This is a genomic window from Methylomonas sp. BW4-1 (assembly GCF_052474385.1).
Window position 1 is genome coordinate 3537146 of the sequence record NZ_CP184125.1, and the last position, 15430, is coordinate 3552575.

A 15430-nucleotide genomic window follows, 5' to 3' on the forward strand; every position below is an offset into this window, starting at 1 on the left:
CGCCGAATGGGCAGGTTCTCACCCATTCGGCGATTTACGTTCACGTCATAAAATAAAACGTCAAACTAAAAACCCCGGTTGCCGTGGAAATCAGCCGCACTTTATTCAGCAAAGGCAGCGACAGCCAGTAATAGTGGCATTCGGTTTTTCGGCGCTCCCAAGTCAACCGCAAACACTCTACACACTTCCGGCACAGGTGCGGCATAAGCCGCCATAAGCCGTACAACAACAAACCGGCGATCAATAACAGAATATAGAACGTGACGATCTGGCTACCGTGCCGGGACGTATGAAATAGGTGTTCAACCGTGTGCTCTATGCCTAGCTCGAACCATTCGTACAGAAAATGCAGCAGCTCGAAACACAGATGCAGCACATTCAGAAACAAATCAATCACCATGTCATACATGGCGATGGATAGCGCGATCAGCCCCACGATAACCAAGTCAAGATGGTCTTTAATCATCTCAATTCTCCAAGATTTAGATTCGAAGACACGTGAAAACAGGCTGGTTAGCGTTCTTCCTCGGCCATCTGCCTATGGTATTCCGCCATTTGCCTGCTTTCTTTAGCGGCCATCTCCAAATCTCTGACCATCGCGTCAGCGCGCGCCTTCAAATCCTGAATGCGTTTTCCATACTTCCAGGGTTTGGCTATATATTGATCCAGCATTTCCCGCTCTTCCTGGGCATCCGCATCCAGCGTTTTAGCGACATCTTCGTAATGATCGGCAAGACGTATATGCGCATCTCGGGTATCAGCGGTCTGTACCGCTTTTGCCCAACTTTGCGGCTTGGGGCCAGACTCTGTCGCACAGGCAGACAGCAATCCGACGGCAATCAGTAGCGATGCTAAGTGTTTAGTTTTCATTGATGGTCTCCTTTCTTATTACTGCTCTTAAAATAAGTTAAGTCATATTCATGGGATAATATCCCCATGAAATGTAAACGAGATTCAGACGGCCGAGAAATTGATCACCATACTCTGCAAGTGATGCGGCAGCAGGCGGTCAAAGCGGTGAAAAATGGGCAGACTGTGGCGAGCGTGGCGGCAGCGATGGGCGTCAACATTCGCACGGTGTTTCGTTGGTTGTCCGACTTTGCAACGGGCGGTCAAAATGCGCTGCTGGCCAAAAAGATTACCGGACGCCCACCGCTGGTGACGCCCGACGAAATGCGCTGGATCGCCGAGACCGTGCGGGACAAAACCCCCTGGCAAATGAAGTTGGAATTTGGCTTGTGGACCTTGTCGCTAATCGGGGAAGTCATCTATCGCCAGTTTGGCAAACGCCTGACCGCGCCGAGTGTGGGACGAATCATGCGCTTGCTGGGGTTTACCCCGCAAAAGCCCTTGTATCGGGCTTGGCAGCAGGACCCGGTCTTGGTGGAAAAGTGGCAGGCCGACGAGTTTCCAGCATTGCAGGCTGAGGCGAAACGCACGGGGGCGGTGATTTATTTTGCCGATGAAGCCGGCGTGCGTTCTGACTTTCATGCCGGTACTACTTGGGCGCCGGTCGGTCGGACGCCGACCGTGAAGACCACTGGGCGACGATACGGTTTGAATCTGATCTCTGCGGTCAGCGCACGAGGCGATTTTCGCTTCATGGTGCAAGAAGGCAACGTCACCGCCGAGGTGTTTATCGAATTCCTGAAACGTCTGCTACGCGGTGCCGAACAGCCGATTATCTTGGTCGTCGACGGCCATCCGATTCACAAGGCTAAGAGCGTTAAAACGTTTGTGGAGCAACAGCAAGGCCGGTTGCAGTTGGTTTTTCTGCCACCGTACGCGCCACAACTCAATCCGGATGAACAGGTTTGGGGCTATATCAAACCGCGCGTCGCCAAGCAGATGCCGGAAAATAAAATCGAATTAAAGAAACTCGTTCAATCGGCCATGCATCGCTTACAGAAACTCCCGGATGTCGTGAAATCTTTTTTCAGACACCCAGAATGTCAATATGCTGGCGAGTGACAATACTTTCTTTATGAGCAGTATTTGTGATCACAATGTTTTCTAATGCAATGTGCTGTTTTTACAATCACTCTTCACCAACCCCCTGATTCGGCAAAGGTACGAGGGAGTAAAAAAGTTAGAAACTCCATTCGCCCTTTTGCCGATGCAATTCATCCATCTTCATCAACGCTTGCTCAAAGGATTGCAGCATATCGTCGGAATGCGGAGTAAGCGTTGCGGCAACTGCGTTAACCTGCTGCGGCGGGGATGTGCTGTCAGCGGCCGTTATGGATGACGCCATAGCGGATAAGACAGTCTTCACACCAACAGCATGGGGATACTCGGCATTTTCCCTAGTTGCACAAGCGGACATCAGCAAGCTAACGCTGATTAAATACGCGGCACTTATCCGTGCAGCGCTTTTTCCCGAAGCTAATGGAATAAACATGAATTGCGGCTCCTGTTGTTATCTGGCCTGACCCAGTTTTTATTTTTGAAAATGCCCCTTCACACGCCCTTAAGATAGCGAATCGCTATCTTAATAGCAACACTAATACCTTTTTAATATCGGTTAGCCATTGCAAACGCCGGTTTTTTGTTTAAAAAGCAGCCGTAATCAAGCTGCGTAACGGTAAATGGGGTTGATCGGGGTGTAATGGTCGAGCTTGATCAGCTCTTCAATCAAGCCATCGTCAAGCCCATACACCCAGCCGCGCACGGTTGGTTTATGGCCCTGTTTCCAGGCCGATTGGATGATGGAGGTATGCGCCAGGCGATACACCTGTTCGATAATGTTTAACTCGACCATCCGGTCGAGCTGCTTCTCCGGATTGATATGATCCAACTCGTCCATGTGCAGACGATAGACATCCTTGATATGCATCAGCCATTTATTGGTGATCGCCAAATCGACATTTTGCGCTTGCAATGCCGCTTTAACGCCGCCGCAACCGTAATGGCCGCAGACAATCACATGTTTGACTTTCAGCACTTCAATCGCGTACTGCAACACGCTGAGGCAATTGAAGTCGGTGGTAACGACTTGGTTAGCGATGTTGCGGTGCACAAAAATTTCCCCCGGCTGAGCGTTGACCACGGTCTCCGCCGGCACCCGGCTATCGGCACAACCTATCCATAAAAACTCGGGACGTTGCTCCTTGGCCAAATTGACGAAATAGTCCGGATTTCTGCTTACCAGTTGTTGAGACCAAGCTTTGTTTTCTAAAAGCAGTTTGTTGGGCATGGCACGCACATTCCTTATTGAGTTGATGGTGAGGCTAAATTAACGGCTTAACCTTTCATCAACCTTTCAAAGAACATCTGGCTATCCCAAAAGCACGTGCTAACTTTTGATTACACTTTCGTCAGCATTAAAAACAATCTCGAAGCGAGTCCCCTGCCTACCCTGGCCGCCACTGACTACCGTGACCCGTGCCGCATGCAAAACGGCAATTTCTTTGACAATAGCCAGCCCTAAACCACAACCCTCCCCTTGGCTGCCCTGGATTCGATAGAAGCGTTCGAAAATCTTCTCCTGCTCGAACATCGAAATGCCGGGGCCATCGTCCTCGACAATCAGCGCCGCATGCGGCAAGGCCCGAACGCCAACATTGATGTGCCCGCTGCGGTTGCCGTAGCAAATGGCGTTGTCCAACAGATTGCTGAGCAATTCGCGCAACAAGACTTCGTCTCCGGCGACTATAACAGGGACCTCCGGCGCATCGAATCCCAGTTCGATATTGCGATCCAAAGCCCTGGTCACCCAATCCATGCACGATTCCCGCGCCAGCTTGACCAAATCGACCGATTTGAATTCCGGAGCACTGTGCGAAACCGATTCCGACCGGGCGAGAACCAGCAATTGCGTAATGAGGTGAGCAACCCGATCAGCAGCATTCTTGATATGGCCCAGCGCCGCTTTCATCGCCTCCGGGTTGTCGGCGCCCAGCGCCCGTTCAGCCTGTAGTTTCAGACCAGCCAGCGGCGTGCGCAGTTGATGCGCGGCATTTTCGATGAAGCGCTGTTGGGTGATTAAGGTCGAACCCAGCCGTTGCAACAAATCGTTGATCGTATGCGTCAGAGAACGCACTTCCAACGGCACGTCGGCATCCAGGATCGGATTAAAATCTCGCGCCGAGCGTTGCGCAAGGTGCGCGGCAAGATCGTTCAACGGCCTGAGCCCGCGATTAACGCCGGTCCAGACGTGAAAGCCGGTGATGAACAGCAGCAGAAATTGCGGCAAGACCACGGCCAGCAAAATCTCGGTCATCATGCTGCGGCGCTTGTTCAGGGTTTCCGCCACCGACACCAACACATGCTCGGAGCTGGGTGTCGGCGTGGTCAGCACTGACACGATCCGCACCTCATGGCCTTCGATCTCGCCGTTCGAAAAAAACGGCTCGTTACTGGCTAAAGTCGCGATGGGCGGACTGGGCAAGTCGGCGTCGCCGGCCATGAAGCCCTCGGCTTGCGACTCCACTTTAAAAAAGGTTTTATCGACGTCGTCCCAACGAAATACTTCGACGGCGATGGGCGGTAATTCGAAAGTGACGTGGTTTTGTTGGGCATGCACCTCTTGCGTCAACGACTTCACCGAATCCAGCAACCAGCGGTCGTACGCCAGATCGGTATAGTGCATCGCCACGAAATAAGAGGCAGCGGCATCCAGCAATACCACGAAAAGCAGGGGCAAGGTCAGCTTGGAAAGCAGCTGAGCCCTAAGACTTTGCGGTTTATTCATCCTGACTTTTCTCCAGCAGATAACCCAGCCCGCGCAGGGTTCTGATATTGATCCCCAAGGGTTCCAGACGCTTGCGCAGCCTATGCACGTACACTTCGATGGCATTGTCGGCCAATTCCTCGGCATGGGCCGCCAGCCGTTGCGCAATATTATCCTTGCTGACCACCCGGCCGCTGTTTAACAACAAGGCTTCCAACACGCCGTATTCCCGGGGCGGCAGCGCCATCGGCATGTCGTTGGCGCTGATCTGCTGATTGCGGGTATCCAAAGTCAATGCCCCGAAACGAATGTCATGATTAAAGCCGCCGTGACTGCGGCGCAACAACGCCCTGACCCGGGCTTCCAATTCCCGCAGCTCGAAGGGTTTGGTCATGTAATCGTCGGCGCCCAGCTCCAGACCGCTGACCCGATCGTTCAGCGCATCGCGGGCAGTCAATATCAACACCGGAATTGCCGATTTACGCGCCCGCAACTGCCGCAACACCTCGCGGCCGTCGATGTCGGGCAGGCCCAAATCCAGAATCACCAGATCGTAGGGTTGCGTCATCAGCGCGCTACCGGCGTAACTCCCAGTCTTGGCCAGCGTGGTGTCGAAGCCCCAATCGCTCAGGGTTCGCGACAAGCCGTCCCCCAATGCGGCGTCATCTTCGACTAATAAAATTCGCATGTTTTTTTCCTAGCTTGATCGGTTAATGAACACTGGCAGAGCGCTCGCATCAAATTCTACAATCAACGCAGTTTAGCGCCATATCGGAAAAAGCAGCTCGCGGTTGGGCAGTGCTTAACGCGAATGGCTTAACTGCAAGGATTAAGCTTTATCCCAACACTTTTGTGGTAGATGCCGCCGTGATCCTGGGTCATAATCCGTTCAAGTAGCCTTTTCTGAGAAAGCCTTTCAGTTTCAACGACCCAGCGTCGTGAAAACCTGGCGCCGCAAAACGCCGCCGACAGCCCGAGTGCTGGAACTTATCCGGCCAAAAACAAGAGGAGAATCGCATGTCACAATTACAAAAAAACCAGGAAGCGCCCTTTTTTAGATCCGCCAATCAAGACAACAAACTCATTTACCTGTCCGATTACCAAGAGGACAAAAATGTGGTGTTGTACTTCTATCCCAAAGACGACACCCCCGGCTGCACCATTGAAGCCAACGACTTTACCGCGCTGGCCGGCGAATTCGACGCCCAGGACACCGTGATCATCGGCGTCAGCAAAGACGATTGCCAAAGCCACCGCGACTTCATCGCCAAATACGGCCTGAACGTACAACTGCTGGCCGACACCTCCGGCGACCTGTGCGAAGCTTACGGCGTCTGGCAGGAAGTGGAAAAAGACGGCGTGAAAAAATGGAAAATCGTCCGTTCGACCTTCATCATAGGCAAAGACGGCAAACTGATCGACGCCATGTATGGCGTCAACCATGAAGGGCATGCGCAGGCGGTGTTGGATATTATCAAGGGTTTGAATGCGCCGGCTGAGGCATAAAAGATAACTAGGTCGGGTTACGGCTTATGCCTATCCCGACCTACCGGAATGAATCCTACCAACCAAGACGACCAGAAATAGAGCTTAGCTCATACCGAATTTCCAACCCTGAGCAATCACGAACGATGCGCTGCACGCTGTTCAACACTTCCACAGCCCTGAAAGAGGAAGTCGGCTTACCGACCGCCAAACTCTTGTCTGCAATTGGGAGGAAATAACCTTCGAAACCTCGATTCCATCGAGGCTACTTGTTTTAGATAGCAGCCTGGACGGTTTTTACTGCCACATCCATTTCGAAGTGATCTTAGAGTATCTTTGAGTAGAGAACTTCGTGCAATGGATGCCCCGTCAACGCCGACGATGTGCGCTCTTTATCGGTGAGTGTAAAACCACAACCCGCATACGCAGCTTCGGCTGGGGAATTGCCTTTGATGCACCACAGCTCGATGCAGGCAAAACCTAAATTGAATGATTCCACCACTGAATGATCAACGAGTTTTCTCCCTAATCCTTGGCGCCAATGGGCAGGCGACACATTGAGCGCCCAAAGTTCAACAGTCAGTTCCTGTGTCGGATAGCGAGGTGCGCCGATGATTGAAAAGCCAACCGTATTGCCTTCGTCCTCCGCAACAAACACCATGAACTCTCTGGTTGGATTAGTTAACCGTTCTGTTAGTGCGTCCAGGTTTGCCGAAGGATCTAATGACGCCAAGAACTCCGCCGGCATGAACGGCTGGTAAGCAGCGCGCCAAGCCGCCACACGAATTTGACCAATGGCTTTCGCATCGGCCGGAATAGCAAGACGTATCGACATGTGCGAGATCACGAATAAGGTTGTTGTTGTTGTTTGCCAGTCTATCTTTTCGTAGCGATGAGCCATTGTAGCCTCGATGCAGCGTCAGCGGAATCGAGGGCGTCGGCTTACCGACCACCAAACACATATTGGCAATTGCAGGATATTGGCCTTCGGAACCTCGATTCCATCGAGGCTACTTGCTTCATGGAAATGATGACATAGACGATGTTTGTTAGTATAAGGAAAACACTGCGAATTTATCTCTGGTTCAAAGATGTTTTTCTTTACCACCTGAGCAGGCTGATCTTTCGGTGCAGATGATATATGGATTTTTTGTCTAAACTACCAAAAGACCAAATAAAAAAATGAGTTCAGAAATCATGGAAATAGTTTTAGCTGATTTACTTAAATATTATTTAGGGTTAGATGATCACTCCTTAGAGCTACATTTAAATAACCCAAACATTGCAACAAAGGAACGAGTTGAAACAATTGATGATTTACAAGTAATTATTTATTCAAATGACCATAACCCACCCCATTTTCACGTAAAGACAAAAAACTTACAAATTGACGCTAAATTCAAAATAGAAGACTGTGAACTTATCAGTGGCAAAATTAGCTCGAAGGACCTACAAAAAATTAAAGCATTTTATTTGGGCCCCAAAGGTAAAGAGGTGCTTACATTAATTTGGAATAAAAGAAGGAACCTCTGATCAAATGGATTTTTTCAAGAAAATTTACAACTCGTAAGGCGCAGTTTTAGAGCTCCAAAAACCGGTGTAGTCCGGGGAAATAAGACTGGCCGGCCCCGGATTGCGCTTCGCATCATCCAGGCCACGCAAGTTGGTCGATATAGATCAACTTGCCGTCATTGAATTAAGTAGGGCAATCGAACACAAAGGGGCTCCCACCGCTCATCCTGTCTTTGCCCGGAAATCCAACAAAATAAACACTTACAAGTGCCGCTAAACCACCTCATCCGGCAAAAAACCACCGGCCTGCATGGTCCACAACCGGTAATAAAAGCCCTGCTTGTCCAGCAACTCCTGATGGCTGCCGTCCTCGACTATACGGCCTTGATCGAACACCAGCACCCGGTCCAGATGAGCGATGGTGGAGAGGCGGTGGGCGATGGCGATGACGGTTTTGCGGCCCATGACCCGCTCCAGGTTTTCCTGAATGGTTTTTTCGGTAACCGAGTCCAGGCTGGAGGTGGCTTCGTCCAGGATTAGGATGGGGGCATCTTTCAGCATCACCCGGGCGATGGCGATACGTTGGCGTTGGCCGCCGGACAGTTTGACGCCACGCTCACCGACCAGGGATTCATAGCCTTCGGGCATCGCGGCGATAAACTCTTCAGCATGCGCCAGTTTGGCGGCGAAGCTGATTTGCGCGTCGTCGGCATCCAATTTGCCGTAGCCGATGTTTTCTTTCAGGCTGCGGTGGAACAGGCTGGGATCTTGCGGAATCAGGCTGATTTGCGCATGCAGGGAATCCTGGGTCGCCAGTAAAATATCTTGGCCGTCGACGAGGATTTGCCCGGCTTGCGGTTCGAAATTACGCAGGATCAAGTTCACAAAGGTGGATTTGCCAGACCCGGAGAAACCGACCAAGCCCACCCGCTGCCCCGGTTCGATCACCACATTCAAGCCATCGAACACCTGCCGGCCCGGCTCGTAACTAAAGCAGACGTTTTTAAATTCGATGCGGCCCTGGCTAATTTGCAGAGGTTTGGCGTCCGGCAGGTCGATGATTTCGTGGCTTTGAATGATGGTGTCCACGCCGTTGGCGACATTGCCGACGTACTCGAAAAACTCCAGAAAACGCCGGCTCAAATTGCGGGCGTCGCCGATCACCAAAATCGCCAAGCCGGTGCTCATGGCAAAGGCGCCGACACTGATTTCCCCGGCTTGCCACAGTTGCAAGGCATAGCCGATGGTGCCGATTTTCAGGATGGCAGCGGCGGTAAATTGAAACCAGCGCACCCGTTCCATATACCAAAAGGTGCGGCGGGCGCTTTTTAATTCGGTAGCCAGAAAGCCGTCCAGGTATTCGCGTTCGTGCTGCAAACGGGCGAACAATTTGGCGTTGAGAATATTCGTCACCGCATCAACGATCTTGCCGTTGACCATGCTACGGGTGGCGGCAAAATCCTGCGCGTAGGGTTGGCAGCGGGTCGCCAGCCAATACGAGATCAATACATACAGCAGCACCCAGGCGGCCACGAATAAACCCAGGCCTTGATGCACCCCCAGCAATAGCGTCACCGATACCGTGAATGTCACGGCTATCGGCCAGAAATCGCAGATGATGGACCAAGTGGTATGGTTGACGCTCATCGCGGTTTCGCTGATGCGATGCGCCAGCGCGCCGGCAAAATGATTGCCAAAGTAGCGCGGCGCGTGGTTTTGCAGGTAAGCGAATAAGGACCTTGCGGTACCTTGCCGCAAGCGCGGACCCATGATGATCAGTACCGCGCCGCTGCTGCGGCTGAAAATAATCTCGGCCAGATTTAGGCCGGCGAGTAGCAGCAAGGGTTGTTTGAAAGTCTCCAGCCAATCGCCAACGGGGATAGGCTGATTGGCAACCGCATCCATCAAGGCTTTAATCGCATACGGCACCAAGATGCTGCCTGCAGCCTGCCCGGTTTCCAGTATCAGCATCAACAGCAACAGCCAGCGGAACGGCTTTAAGCAAAACAGGATAAAACGCCAGGAGTTGGCGGGTAATGGCGGTGCGTCCGCGGCGCGGCGGAGACCTTCCTTGGTGGACGATTTGGACATGATGGCGTCAGGTAAGAAGCGGCCGGCCATTATAGCCAATAGCCCGGCGGTCGCGTCGTTGATGAGCGGGCCAGGTAGTGCAGCGTTATATCAGTAACGCATTCGATACCACCATATGCCGACCATTTCGTGGGCCAGCAGGAAGCTGTTGGACCAAGCTGTTGGAGACGGCAACCAATCCAGCCAGCGGGATTTGCCTGCATGCCCGATAAAGGCCGTTGGCGCCGGCAATACCTCAAAACCGGCTTTACGAAACTCCAAAGCGGCGCGCGGCATGTGGTAGGCCTGGGTGACCAGAACAATCTTATTGACGCCAAACTCTTTTAACAGCTCGTGGCTGAAACGGGCATTTTCGACGGTATTGCTGCTACGCGGCTCCCGCCAGGCCACGGGAATTTTAAACTCGCTCTCCAAGGTTTGCGCCATCAAATCCGCTTCGGGAATGTCATCCGGCTCTAACATACCGCCCCCAGATGTCAGAATCGGCAAACCCAGCTCCCCGGCCAACTTGGCAGCATAGCGCACACGCAGCAAGGTTCTGACATGTAAAGTGACCTGCCCAGGATACTCCGGCGCTGACGTTTCGATGCCGCCACCTATCACCACCAAGGCCTGCGGTTTAAATTGCTGCACGGCTTCGGTAGAAAGAGGCGGAACCCGCTCCCAGAGCATGGCCCAGTGCTTAACCACAATCGGCAAACTCAATAACCACAACAGTGCCAGACAAACTATCGCCATGTTCTTCCCCCATTTACGCTTGCACAAAAGTAAGCCAACCAGCGCCAGCATCGCCAAAGAGGTTGGCGGCAACAACAGCAGCTTGATAACGTAGATAGCGATGATGGACATGGGGTACGATCATCCTTGAGCAAGCAAGTATCAGTCAATATGGCTATAGACAGACCACATTGGGAGTGAGTTAGAGACGCAAGATTTTTGCGTCTCTACAGGCTTAGCGCGGTTATATCGCCAATCTGGAAATCCCCACCGCTTCCCGCAAGGTATTGATAAACGGCCGGGTGATGGCACGGGCTTTCTCGGCGCCTTCCTGCAACTGCTGTTCGATATGTTCCGGCGCTTCCATTAAGGCTTCGTAACGCTCGCGGGCCGGGGCGATTTCGTCGTTGATTTTCTCAAACAATACCTGCTTCATCTCGCCCCAGCCAATGCCTTCGGCGTAGCGTTGGCGGATCGCTTCGACTTCGTGGTGATTGGCAAAGGCCTGATAGATACCAAACAAGGTGCAACCTTCCGTATCCTTGGGTTCGCCGGGTTCCAGGGAATTGGTTTTGATTTTGTTGATCAGCTTGCGCAGTTTCTTTTCCGGCTCGAACAGCGGTATCGTGTTGTTGTAGCTTTTGCTCATCTTGCGGCCGTCCAAGCCCAGCAAGGTTGCCGCGTTGTCGTCCAGCACCGCTTCCGGCAAAACAAAATGTTCGCCGTAGATATGATTAAAGCGGTTGGCGATGTCGCGAGCCATTTCGATGTGCTGGATCTGATCCTTGCCCACCGGCACCTTGTTAGCGTTGAACATCAAAATATCCGCCGCCATCAGGATCGGGTAGCTGAACAAACCCATGGTGATGCCTTTGTCGGGATCGTTGCCTTCGGTTTCTTCATTTTCGGCGACGGCGGCTTTGTAGGCATGCGCGCGGTTCATCAGGCCTTTGGCGGTGACGCAGGTCAACATCCAGGTCAGCTCCAGGATTTCCGGCACATCCGATTGGCGGTAGAACACTGCGTTTGAAGTGTCCAAACCTAAGGCCAGCCAGGTCGCGGCAATTTCCAGACTGGATTGTTTCACTCGCGCCGGCTCGCTGCATTTGATCAGCGCATGATAATCGGCCAGGAAATAAAACGGTCTGACGTGCTCGTCTTTGCTGGCATTGATTGCCGGCCGAATCGCCCCGGCGTAATTGCCGAGATGCGGCGTGCCGGTGGTGGTGATACCGGTAAGGACAATGGATTTACTCATGCTGCTGCCTGCGCTGTCTGTATTGAAAAGTGGCGGAATTTTACACAAATAGCCTGGGATAGTCAGGCAATAAAACCGCCGGGCCGGCCGCTTGCCTGTATGCCAACTGCGTCACAGCCCGCCCAAAAAATCCGCTGATTCGGGCGATATGGGCCACTATTTCCTAACCAGAGCCACGGATTTTTATAGTAAACTCCCTGCGAATGATTTTTACCCAACCACTGCCAATCCGAATCGGGGGAACCCAATGCTGAACCATGATGAAAAACGCGATTACATCCGTATGGATGTGGACTGTGACATTACCTATAAGCTGGCCGATTCCAGTGAGGTCAGCACCGGCAGATGCACGACGCTTAGTGGTGCCGGCGTATCGTTTATTGCCGAACGGCCATTCGAGATCGGTCTGGCCATGGAAGTCAGCATCATGCCGAAAACCCAAATCACCCCACCGATGACGGCCTTCATCGAAGTGGTGCGTAGCGTCAAACAAGGCGACGGCAGCTTTGAAATAGCCGCCTCGATCAAAAGCATCAAAGGCAATTAAGGACAACACCCGTTCATCGCAGGGACGTAGCGCGCTATGTATATCATCACCAAAGAAGTTTATTTTTGCTACGGCCACCGCCTGATGAACCATCCGGGCAAGTGTCGCAACTTGCACGGCCACAGTGTCAAAGCCAGCATCTCCATCAAACAAGACAGCCTCAACGATCAGGGTATGGTCTGCGATTTTTCGGACGTGAAAGACTGCGTGGACGGCTTTATCAATAGGGTGCTGGATCACAACTTTTTGCTGCATAAAGACGACCCTATCATCCCGGCCCTGGTCGCCAACAACGAGCAGTTTTTGGCTATCGACGAACATCCCACCGCCGAAGTGTTAAGCAAGATGATATACAACCACGTCAAACAACAAGGCTTTAATGTCGATCAAGTGGTGTTGTGGGAAACCGCCAGCGCCAATGCCTGCTATCGGGAAGAATGACGATGAGCTTGGTGCAACCGGTCAATACGGCGCTTTGTCTGGAAAAGATCTGCGAATCTAATTATCAAAAGCTGTTCAGGCTGATCCCTAATCTGCGCTCCTTCGATAAAACTGCCGTCGGCCTGACGCAGAACAAACCGGCGCTATATCTGGAAGTGCTAGAACGTAATCCCTATACCTTGACGATCGAACTCAGCCATTGCTTCGATCAACAGCTATCGGAACAAATCGTGCCGGCAGTAAAAATTCGGATTTATCTGGATGCGCAATTGGCGGAAGTACTGCGCGACATCGACCGGCCGGCGGTTGACAAGGTCTATCAAAACCCCGGCAGCTTGGTGGAAATCCGCAATTACAAATGGCGCTTAAACTATTTCCTGCAAAAATGGCTGGACCATTGCCTAAAGACTGAATACCGTTTCAGCCACGGCAAATTCAGCCAAGTTGCTGCTGTAAAGCCGCTCTGACGCAACGCAATACCCCATAGCTATAAGCGCCGCCGAGTTGCTCGTAAACCGGCTTCAAGGCGTTGCGCTGCTCTTCCGGCAAACTTAACAACACCGCCTCGATTTCACTGACTTCCGCCGGCGACAAACTCAACACATCGCCCAGCGCCACCAGCCCCAACTCCAGACTTTTGGCCATGTGATTGTAAATGGTGTCCTCACTCAGGCTGCGTTGCTTGGCCACTTGCTCAACGCTATAACCCAATCTAAACAAATCCAGACTCTCCGCAACGGTATCGGTCGCCGATACCGGCGGTTCGTCGTCAAACTCAGCTAAGACCGCCAAAAACTCATCGCCGTACAATTCCAACTTGCGCTGGCCGATGCCGGACAACATGCTCAATTGCTGATGATTACGCGGCCGGGCATCGACCATCGCCATCAAAGTCGCATCGTGAAAAATCACATACGGCGGCACATCCTGCTCGTCGGCCAACGCTTTGCGTTTGGCGCGCAAAGCGTTCCACAAGGCACTGTCCGCCGCCCCGCCCGGCTGGCGCTTTTCAGTTTTTTCGCGCCGGGTTTTGGCGATTTGCGCATCCTTGCGCAGCATCAAGGTTTGCTCGCCGCGTAACACCGGCCGGCAAGCGTCGGTCAGTTTCAGGCTGCCGTGGCCTTCAAAGTCGATTTCCACCAAAGACTTGGCCACCAATTGCCGAAACACCGAGCGCCATTGTTTCTCGTCCAGGGCTTTACCAATACCAAACGTCGACTGCTTATCATGGCCGAATTGGCGCATACGGTCATCGGCTTTGCCCAGCAACACGTCGATCAAATACGTCACGCCAAAACGCTGGCCGGTGCGATAGATGCAGGACAAAGCTTGCTGCGCGGCGACGCTGCCATCCCAGGTTTCCACCGGCTCCAGGCAGGTATCGCAATTGCCGCAGCCTTGTTCGAGTATGTCGCCAAAGTAAGCCAGCAAGGCCTGCCGCCGGCAACTGACCATTTCGCACAAGGCCAGCATGGCATCCAGTTTGTGCAACTCCACCCGCTTATGCGCCTCATCGGCATTCGAGGTGCTGAGCATTTGCCGCAGGGTCAACACGTCCTGCAAACCGTAAGCCATCCAGGCATTGGCCGGCAGACCGTCGCGCCCTGCCCGGCCCGTCTCCTGATAATAAGCTTCCACGCTTTTCGGCAAATCCAGGTGAGCCACGAAGCGCACATTGGGCTTGTCTATGCCCATACCAAAGGCGATAGTAGCAACGATGATCAGGCCGTCTTCCATCAAAAACTGGTGCTGATTTTTCTGCCGTTCGCGATGCTCCATGCCGGCGTGATACGGCAGGGCTTTCAGGCCTTTGTCATTCAACCATTCGGCGGTTTCTTCGACTTTTTTCCGCGACAGGCAATAGACGATGCCGGTATCGCCAGGATGTTCGCTGCGGATAAATGTCAGCAGTTGCTGCCTGGCATTGTCTTTCTGAATAATCCGATAGCGGATATTGGGCCGGTCAAAACCGCTGACAAACACTTGCGCCTGTTCTAGGGCCAGCCGGGTAATGATTTCCTGACGGGTGCGTTCGTCGGCGGTGGCGGTTAAAGCGATGCGCGGCACTTGCGGAAACTGCTCGTGCAACACCGACAATAATAAGTAGTCGGCGCGAAAATCATGGCCCCATTGCGATACGCAATGCGCCTCATCGATGGCGAACAGCGCAATCTTGCAGCGGGCAAACAAGGCCTGGGTTCTGGCGTTGGATAGTCGCTCCGGCGCGATGTAGAGCAAATCCAGCTCGCCGTTCTGCAACTTTTGTTCGATCTCACGCACCTGTTCCAGCGCCAGCGTCGAATTTAAATAGGCAGCCCGCACCCCCACTTGGTGCAAGGCGCTGACCTGATCCTGCATCAAGGCAATCAGCGGCGAAATGACGATGCCGACGCCGTCCATCACCAAGGCCGGTATCTGATAACACAAGGACTTGCCGCCGCCGGTCGGCATCAATACCAACACATCCCGACCGCCGATCAATTGCTCGATAATCTGTTGCTGCTGGCCGCGAAAACTGTCGTAGCCGAACACGCTATGCAGGGTTTGCAGGGCGGCGTTATTGGTCATAAATCATTACTTGCTAAATCTAAACCGGCAAAAAATCGTTGAGGTATTAGACCATAGATCAGACCATCATCCGCAAACGCCCGAACAAGCTAAATCCGCCACAGCCTTCTTCGCCTTGAAATAGTAACGCACATCCCCA

17 protein-coding genes are annotated in these 15430 nt (G+C 52.7%); 6 read left to right on the top strand and 11 right to left on the bottom strand.

Going from position 1 to position 15430, the window contains the following annotated elements; all coding sequences use genetic code 11:
• Positions 1-40 precede the first annotated feature (40 nt).
• Together ACH5Y9_RS16365 and ACH5Y9_RS16370 are read right to left on the bottom strand one after the other, a co-directional pair.
• A complete protein-coding gene (locus tag ACH5Y9_RS16365) occupies positions 41-466 on the bottom strand; it encodes a hypothetical protein (protein WP_445366852.1) in 426 nt (141 codons plus the stop codon).
• 47 nt (positions 467-513) lie between these two features.
• Positions 514-870, bottom strand: coding sequence for a hypothetical protein (locus tag ACH5Y9_RS16370; RefSeq protein ID WP_445366853.1), 357 nt, complete (start codon positions 868-870; stop codon positions 514-516).
• A gap of 66 nt (positions 871-936) precedes the next feature.
• Here ACH5Y9_RS16370 and ACH5Y9_RS16375 point away from each other — a divergent pair, with 66 nt between their 5' ends.
• A complete protein-coding gene (locus ACH5Y9_RS16375; RefSeq protein ID WP_445366854.1) occupies positions 937-1971 on the top strand; it encodes an IS630 family transposase in 1035 nt (344 codons plus the stop codon).
• Between the two features lie 118 nt (positions 1972-2089).
• Here ACH5Y9_RS16375 and ACH5Y9_RS16380 read toward each other — a convergent pair whose 3' ends face one another.
• The 4 genes from ACH5Y9_RS16380 to ACH5Y9_RS16395 all read right to left on the bottom strand — a co-directional run bounded on the left by ACH5Y9_RS16380 (position 2090) and on the right by ACH5Y9_RS16395 (position 5360).
• The gene (locus tag ACH5Y9_RS16380; protein ID WP_445366855.1) at positions 2090-2401 is read right to left on the bottom strand and encodes a hypothetical protein; all 312 of its coding nucleotides are present in this window, start codon (positions 2399-2401) and stop codon (positions 2090-2092) included.
• Positions 2402-2569: 168 nt separating this feature from the next.
• Complete coding sequence (gene can / locus ACH5Y9_RS16385; RefSeq protein ID WP_445366856.1) at positions 2570-3196, bottom strand: carbonate dehydratase; 627 nt, start codon at positions 3194-3196, stop codon at positions 2570-2572.
• A 99-nt stretch (positions 3197-3295) separates the two neighbouring features.
• On the bottom strand, positions 3296-4693 hold the full coding sequence (locus ACH5Y9_RS16390; protein ID WP_445366857.1) for a sensor histidine kinase N-terminal domain-containing protein: 1398 nt from the start codon (positions 4691-4693) through the stop codon (positions 3296-3298).
• A complete protein-coding gene (locus ACH5Y9_RS16395) occupies positions 4686-5360 on the bottom strand; it encodes a response regulator (RefSeq protein WP_445366858.1) in 675 nt (224 codons plus the stop codon). Before ACH5Y9_RS16395 ends, ACH5Y9_RS16390 begins: the two co-directional genes overlap by 8 nt.
• Before the next feature lie 329 nt (positions 5361-5689).
• Between ACH5Y9_RS16395 and ACH5Y9_RS16400 the strand changes: the two genes are divergently transcribed.
• Positions 5690-6178 (top strand): peroxiredoxin, encoded by a 489-nt coding sequence (locus tag ACH5Y9_RS16400; protein WP_445366859.1) that lies wholly within the window; start codon positions 5690-5692, stop codon positions 6176-6178.
• A 304-nt stretch (positions 6179-6482) separates the two neighbouring features.
• Here the strand turns inward: ACH5Y9_RS16400 and ACH5Y9_RS16405 are convergent, their stop codons facing one another.
• Complete coding sequence (locus ACH5Y9_RS16405; protein ID WP_445366860.1) at positions 6483-7058, bottom strand: GNAT family N-acetyltransferase; 576 nt, start codon at positions 7056-7058, stop codon at positions 6483-6485.
• Between the two features lie 281 nt (positions 7059-7339).
• On the opposite strand from ACH5Y9_RS16405, the gene ACH5Y9_RS16410 reads away from it, so the two are divergent.
• Complete coding sequence (locus ACH5Y9_RS16410; RefSeq protein WP_445366861.1) at positions 7340-7690, top strand: DUF4160 domain-containing protein; 351 nt, start codon at positions 7340-7342, stop codon at positions 7688-7690.
• A gap of 252 nt (positions 7691-7942) precedes the next feature.
• Here the strand turns inward: ACH5Y9_RS16410 and ACH5Y9_RS16415 are convergent, their stop codons facing one another.
• The 3 genes from ACH5Y9_RS16415 to ACH5Y9_RS16425 form a co-directional block, all read right to left on the bottom strand.
• On the bottom strand, positions 7943-9760 hold the full coding sequence (locus tag ACH5Y9_RS16415; RefSeq protein ID WP_445366862.1) for an ABC transporter ATP-binding protein: 1818 nt from the start codon (positions 9758-9760) through the stop codon (positions 7943-7945).
• A 90-nt stretch (positions 9761-9850) separates the two neighbouring features.
• Positions 9851-10609, bottom strand: a complete 759-nt coding sequence (locus ACH5Y9_RS16420) for a YdcF family protein (protein WP_445366863.1) — start codon at positions 10607-10609, stop codon at positions 9851-9853.
• Positions 10610-10721: 112 nt separating this feature from the next.
• On the bottom strand, positions 10722-11735 hold the full coding sequence (locus ACH5Y9_RS16425; RefSeq protein WP_445366864.1) for a tryptophan--tRNA ligase: 1014 nt from the start codon (positions 11733-11735) through the stop codon (positions 10722-10724).
• Positions 11736-11982: 247 nt separating this feature from the next.
• Here ACH5Y9_RS16425 and ACH5Y9_RS16430 point away from each other — a divergent pair, with 247 nt between their 5' ends.
• The 3 genes from ACH5Y9_RS16430 to ACH5Y9_RS16440 are packed head-to-tail and all read left to right on the top strand — an operon-like array spanning position 11983 to position 13190.
• On the top strand, positions 11983-12282 hold the full coding sequence (locus ACH5Y9_RS16430) for a PilZ domain-containing protein (protein ID WP_020484960.1): 300 nt from the start codon (positions 11983-11985) through the stop codon (positions 12280-12282).
• Between the two features lie 36 nt (positions 12283-12318).
• The gene (locus tag ACH5Y9_RS16435; RefSeq protein ID WP_445366865.1) at positions 12319-12723 is read left to right on the top strand and encodes a 6-pyruvoyl trahydropterin synthase family protein; all 405 of its coding nucleotides are present in this window, start codon (positions 12319-12321) and stop codon (positions 12721-12723) included.
• 2 nt (positions 12724-12725) lie between these two features.
• Positions 12726-13190: a DUF1249 domain-containing protein gene (locus ACH5Y9_RS16440; protein WP_020484958.1), complete on the top strand. Its 465-nt coding sequence runs from the start codon at positions 12726-12728 to the stop codon at positions 13188-13190.
• Here the strand turns inward: ACH5Y9_RS16440 and recQ are convergent.
• Positions 13159-15291 (bottom strand): DNA helicase RecQ, encoded by a 2133-nt coding sequence (gene recQ, locus ACH5Y9_RS16445; protein ID WP_445366866.1) that lies wholly within the window; start codon positions 15289-15291, stop codon positions 13159-13161. The genes ACH5Y9_RS16440 and recQ overlap by 32 nt on opposite strands.
• Between the last annotated feature and the right edge of the window lie 139 nt (positions 15292-15430).

Coding starts and splice junctions, on each gene's coding strand:
- ACH5Y9_RS16365 (WP_445366852.1), bottom strand. CDS start 466: ATGATTAAAGACCATCTTGACTTGGTTATCGTGGGGCTGATCGCGCTA.
- ACH5Y9_RS16370 (WP_445366853.1), bottom strand. CDS start 870: ATGAAAACTAAACACTTAGCATCGCTACTGATTGCCGTCGGATTGCTG.
- ACH5Y9_RS16375 (WP_445366854.1), top strand. CDS start 937: ATGAAATGTAAACGAGATTCAGACGGCCGAGAAATTGATCACCATACT.
- ACH5Y9_RS16380 (WP_445366855.1), bottom strand. CDS start 2,401: ATGTTTATTCCATTAGCTTCGGGAAAAAGCGCTGCACGGATAAGTGCC.
- can (WP_445366856.1), bottom strand. CDS start 3,196: ATGCCCAACAAACTGCTTTTAGAAAACAAAGCTTGGTCTCAACAACTG.
- ACH5Y9_RS16390 (WP_445366857.1), bottom strand. CDS start 4,693: ATGAATAAACCGCAAAGTCTTAGGGCTCAGCTGCTTTCCAAGCTGACC.
- ACH5Y9_RS16395 (WP_445366858.1), bottom strand. CDS start 5,360: ATGCGAATTTTATTAGTCGAAGATGACGCCGCATTGGGGGACGGCTTG.
- ACH5Y9_RS16400 (WP_445366859.1), top strand. CDS start 5,690: ATGTCACAATTACAAAAAAACCAGGAAGCGCCCTTTTTTAGATCCGCC.
- ACH5Y9_RS16405 (WP_445366860.1), bottom strand. CDS start 7,058: ATGGCTCATCGCTACGAAAAGATAGACTGGCAAACAACAACAACAACC.
- ACH5Y9_RS16410 (WP_445366861.1), top strand. CDS start 7,340: ATGAGTTCAGAAATCATGGAAATAGTTTTAGCTGATTTACTTAAATAT.
- ACH5Y9_RS16415 (WP_445366862.1), bottom strand. CDS start 9,760: ATGTCCAAATCGTCCACCAAGGAAGGTCTCCGCCGCGCCGCGGACGCA.
- ACH5Y9_RS16420 (WP_445366863.1), bottom strand. CDS start 10,609: ATGTCCATCATCGCTATCTACGTTATCAAGCTGCTGTTGTTGCCGCCA.
- ACH5Y9_RS16425 (WP_445366864.1), bottom strand. CDS start 11,735: ATGAGTAAATCCATTGTCCTTACCGGTATCACCACCACCGGCACGCCG.
- ACH5Y9_RS16430 (WP_020484960.1), top strand. CDS start 11,983: ATGCTGAACCATGATGAAAAACGCGATTACATCCGTATGGATGTGGAC.
- ACH5Y9_RS16435 (WP_445366865.1), top strand. CDS start 12,319: ATGTATATCATCACCAAAGAAGTTTATTTTTGCTACGGCCACCGCCTG.
- ACH5Y9_RS16440 (WP_020484958.1), top strand. CDS start 12,726: ATGAGCTTGGTGCAACCGGTCAATACGGCGCTTTGTCTGGAAAAGATC.
- recQ (WP_445366866.1), bottom strand. CDS start 15,291: ATGACCAATAACGCCGCCCTGCAAACCCTGCATAGCGTGTTCGGCTAC.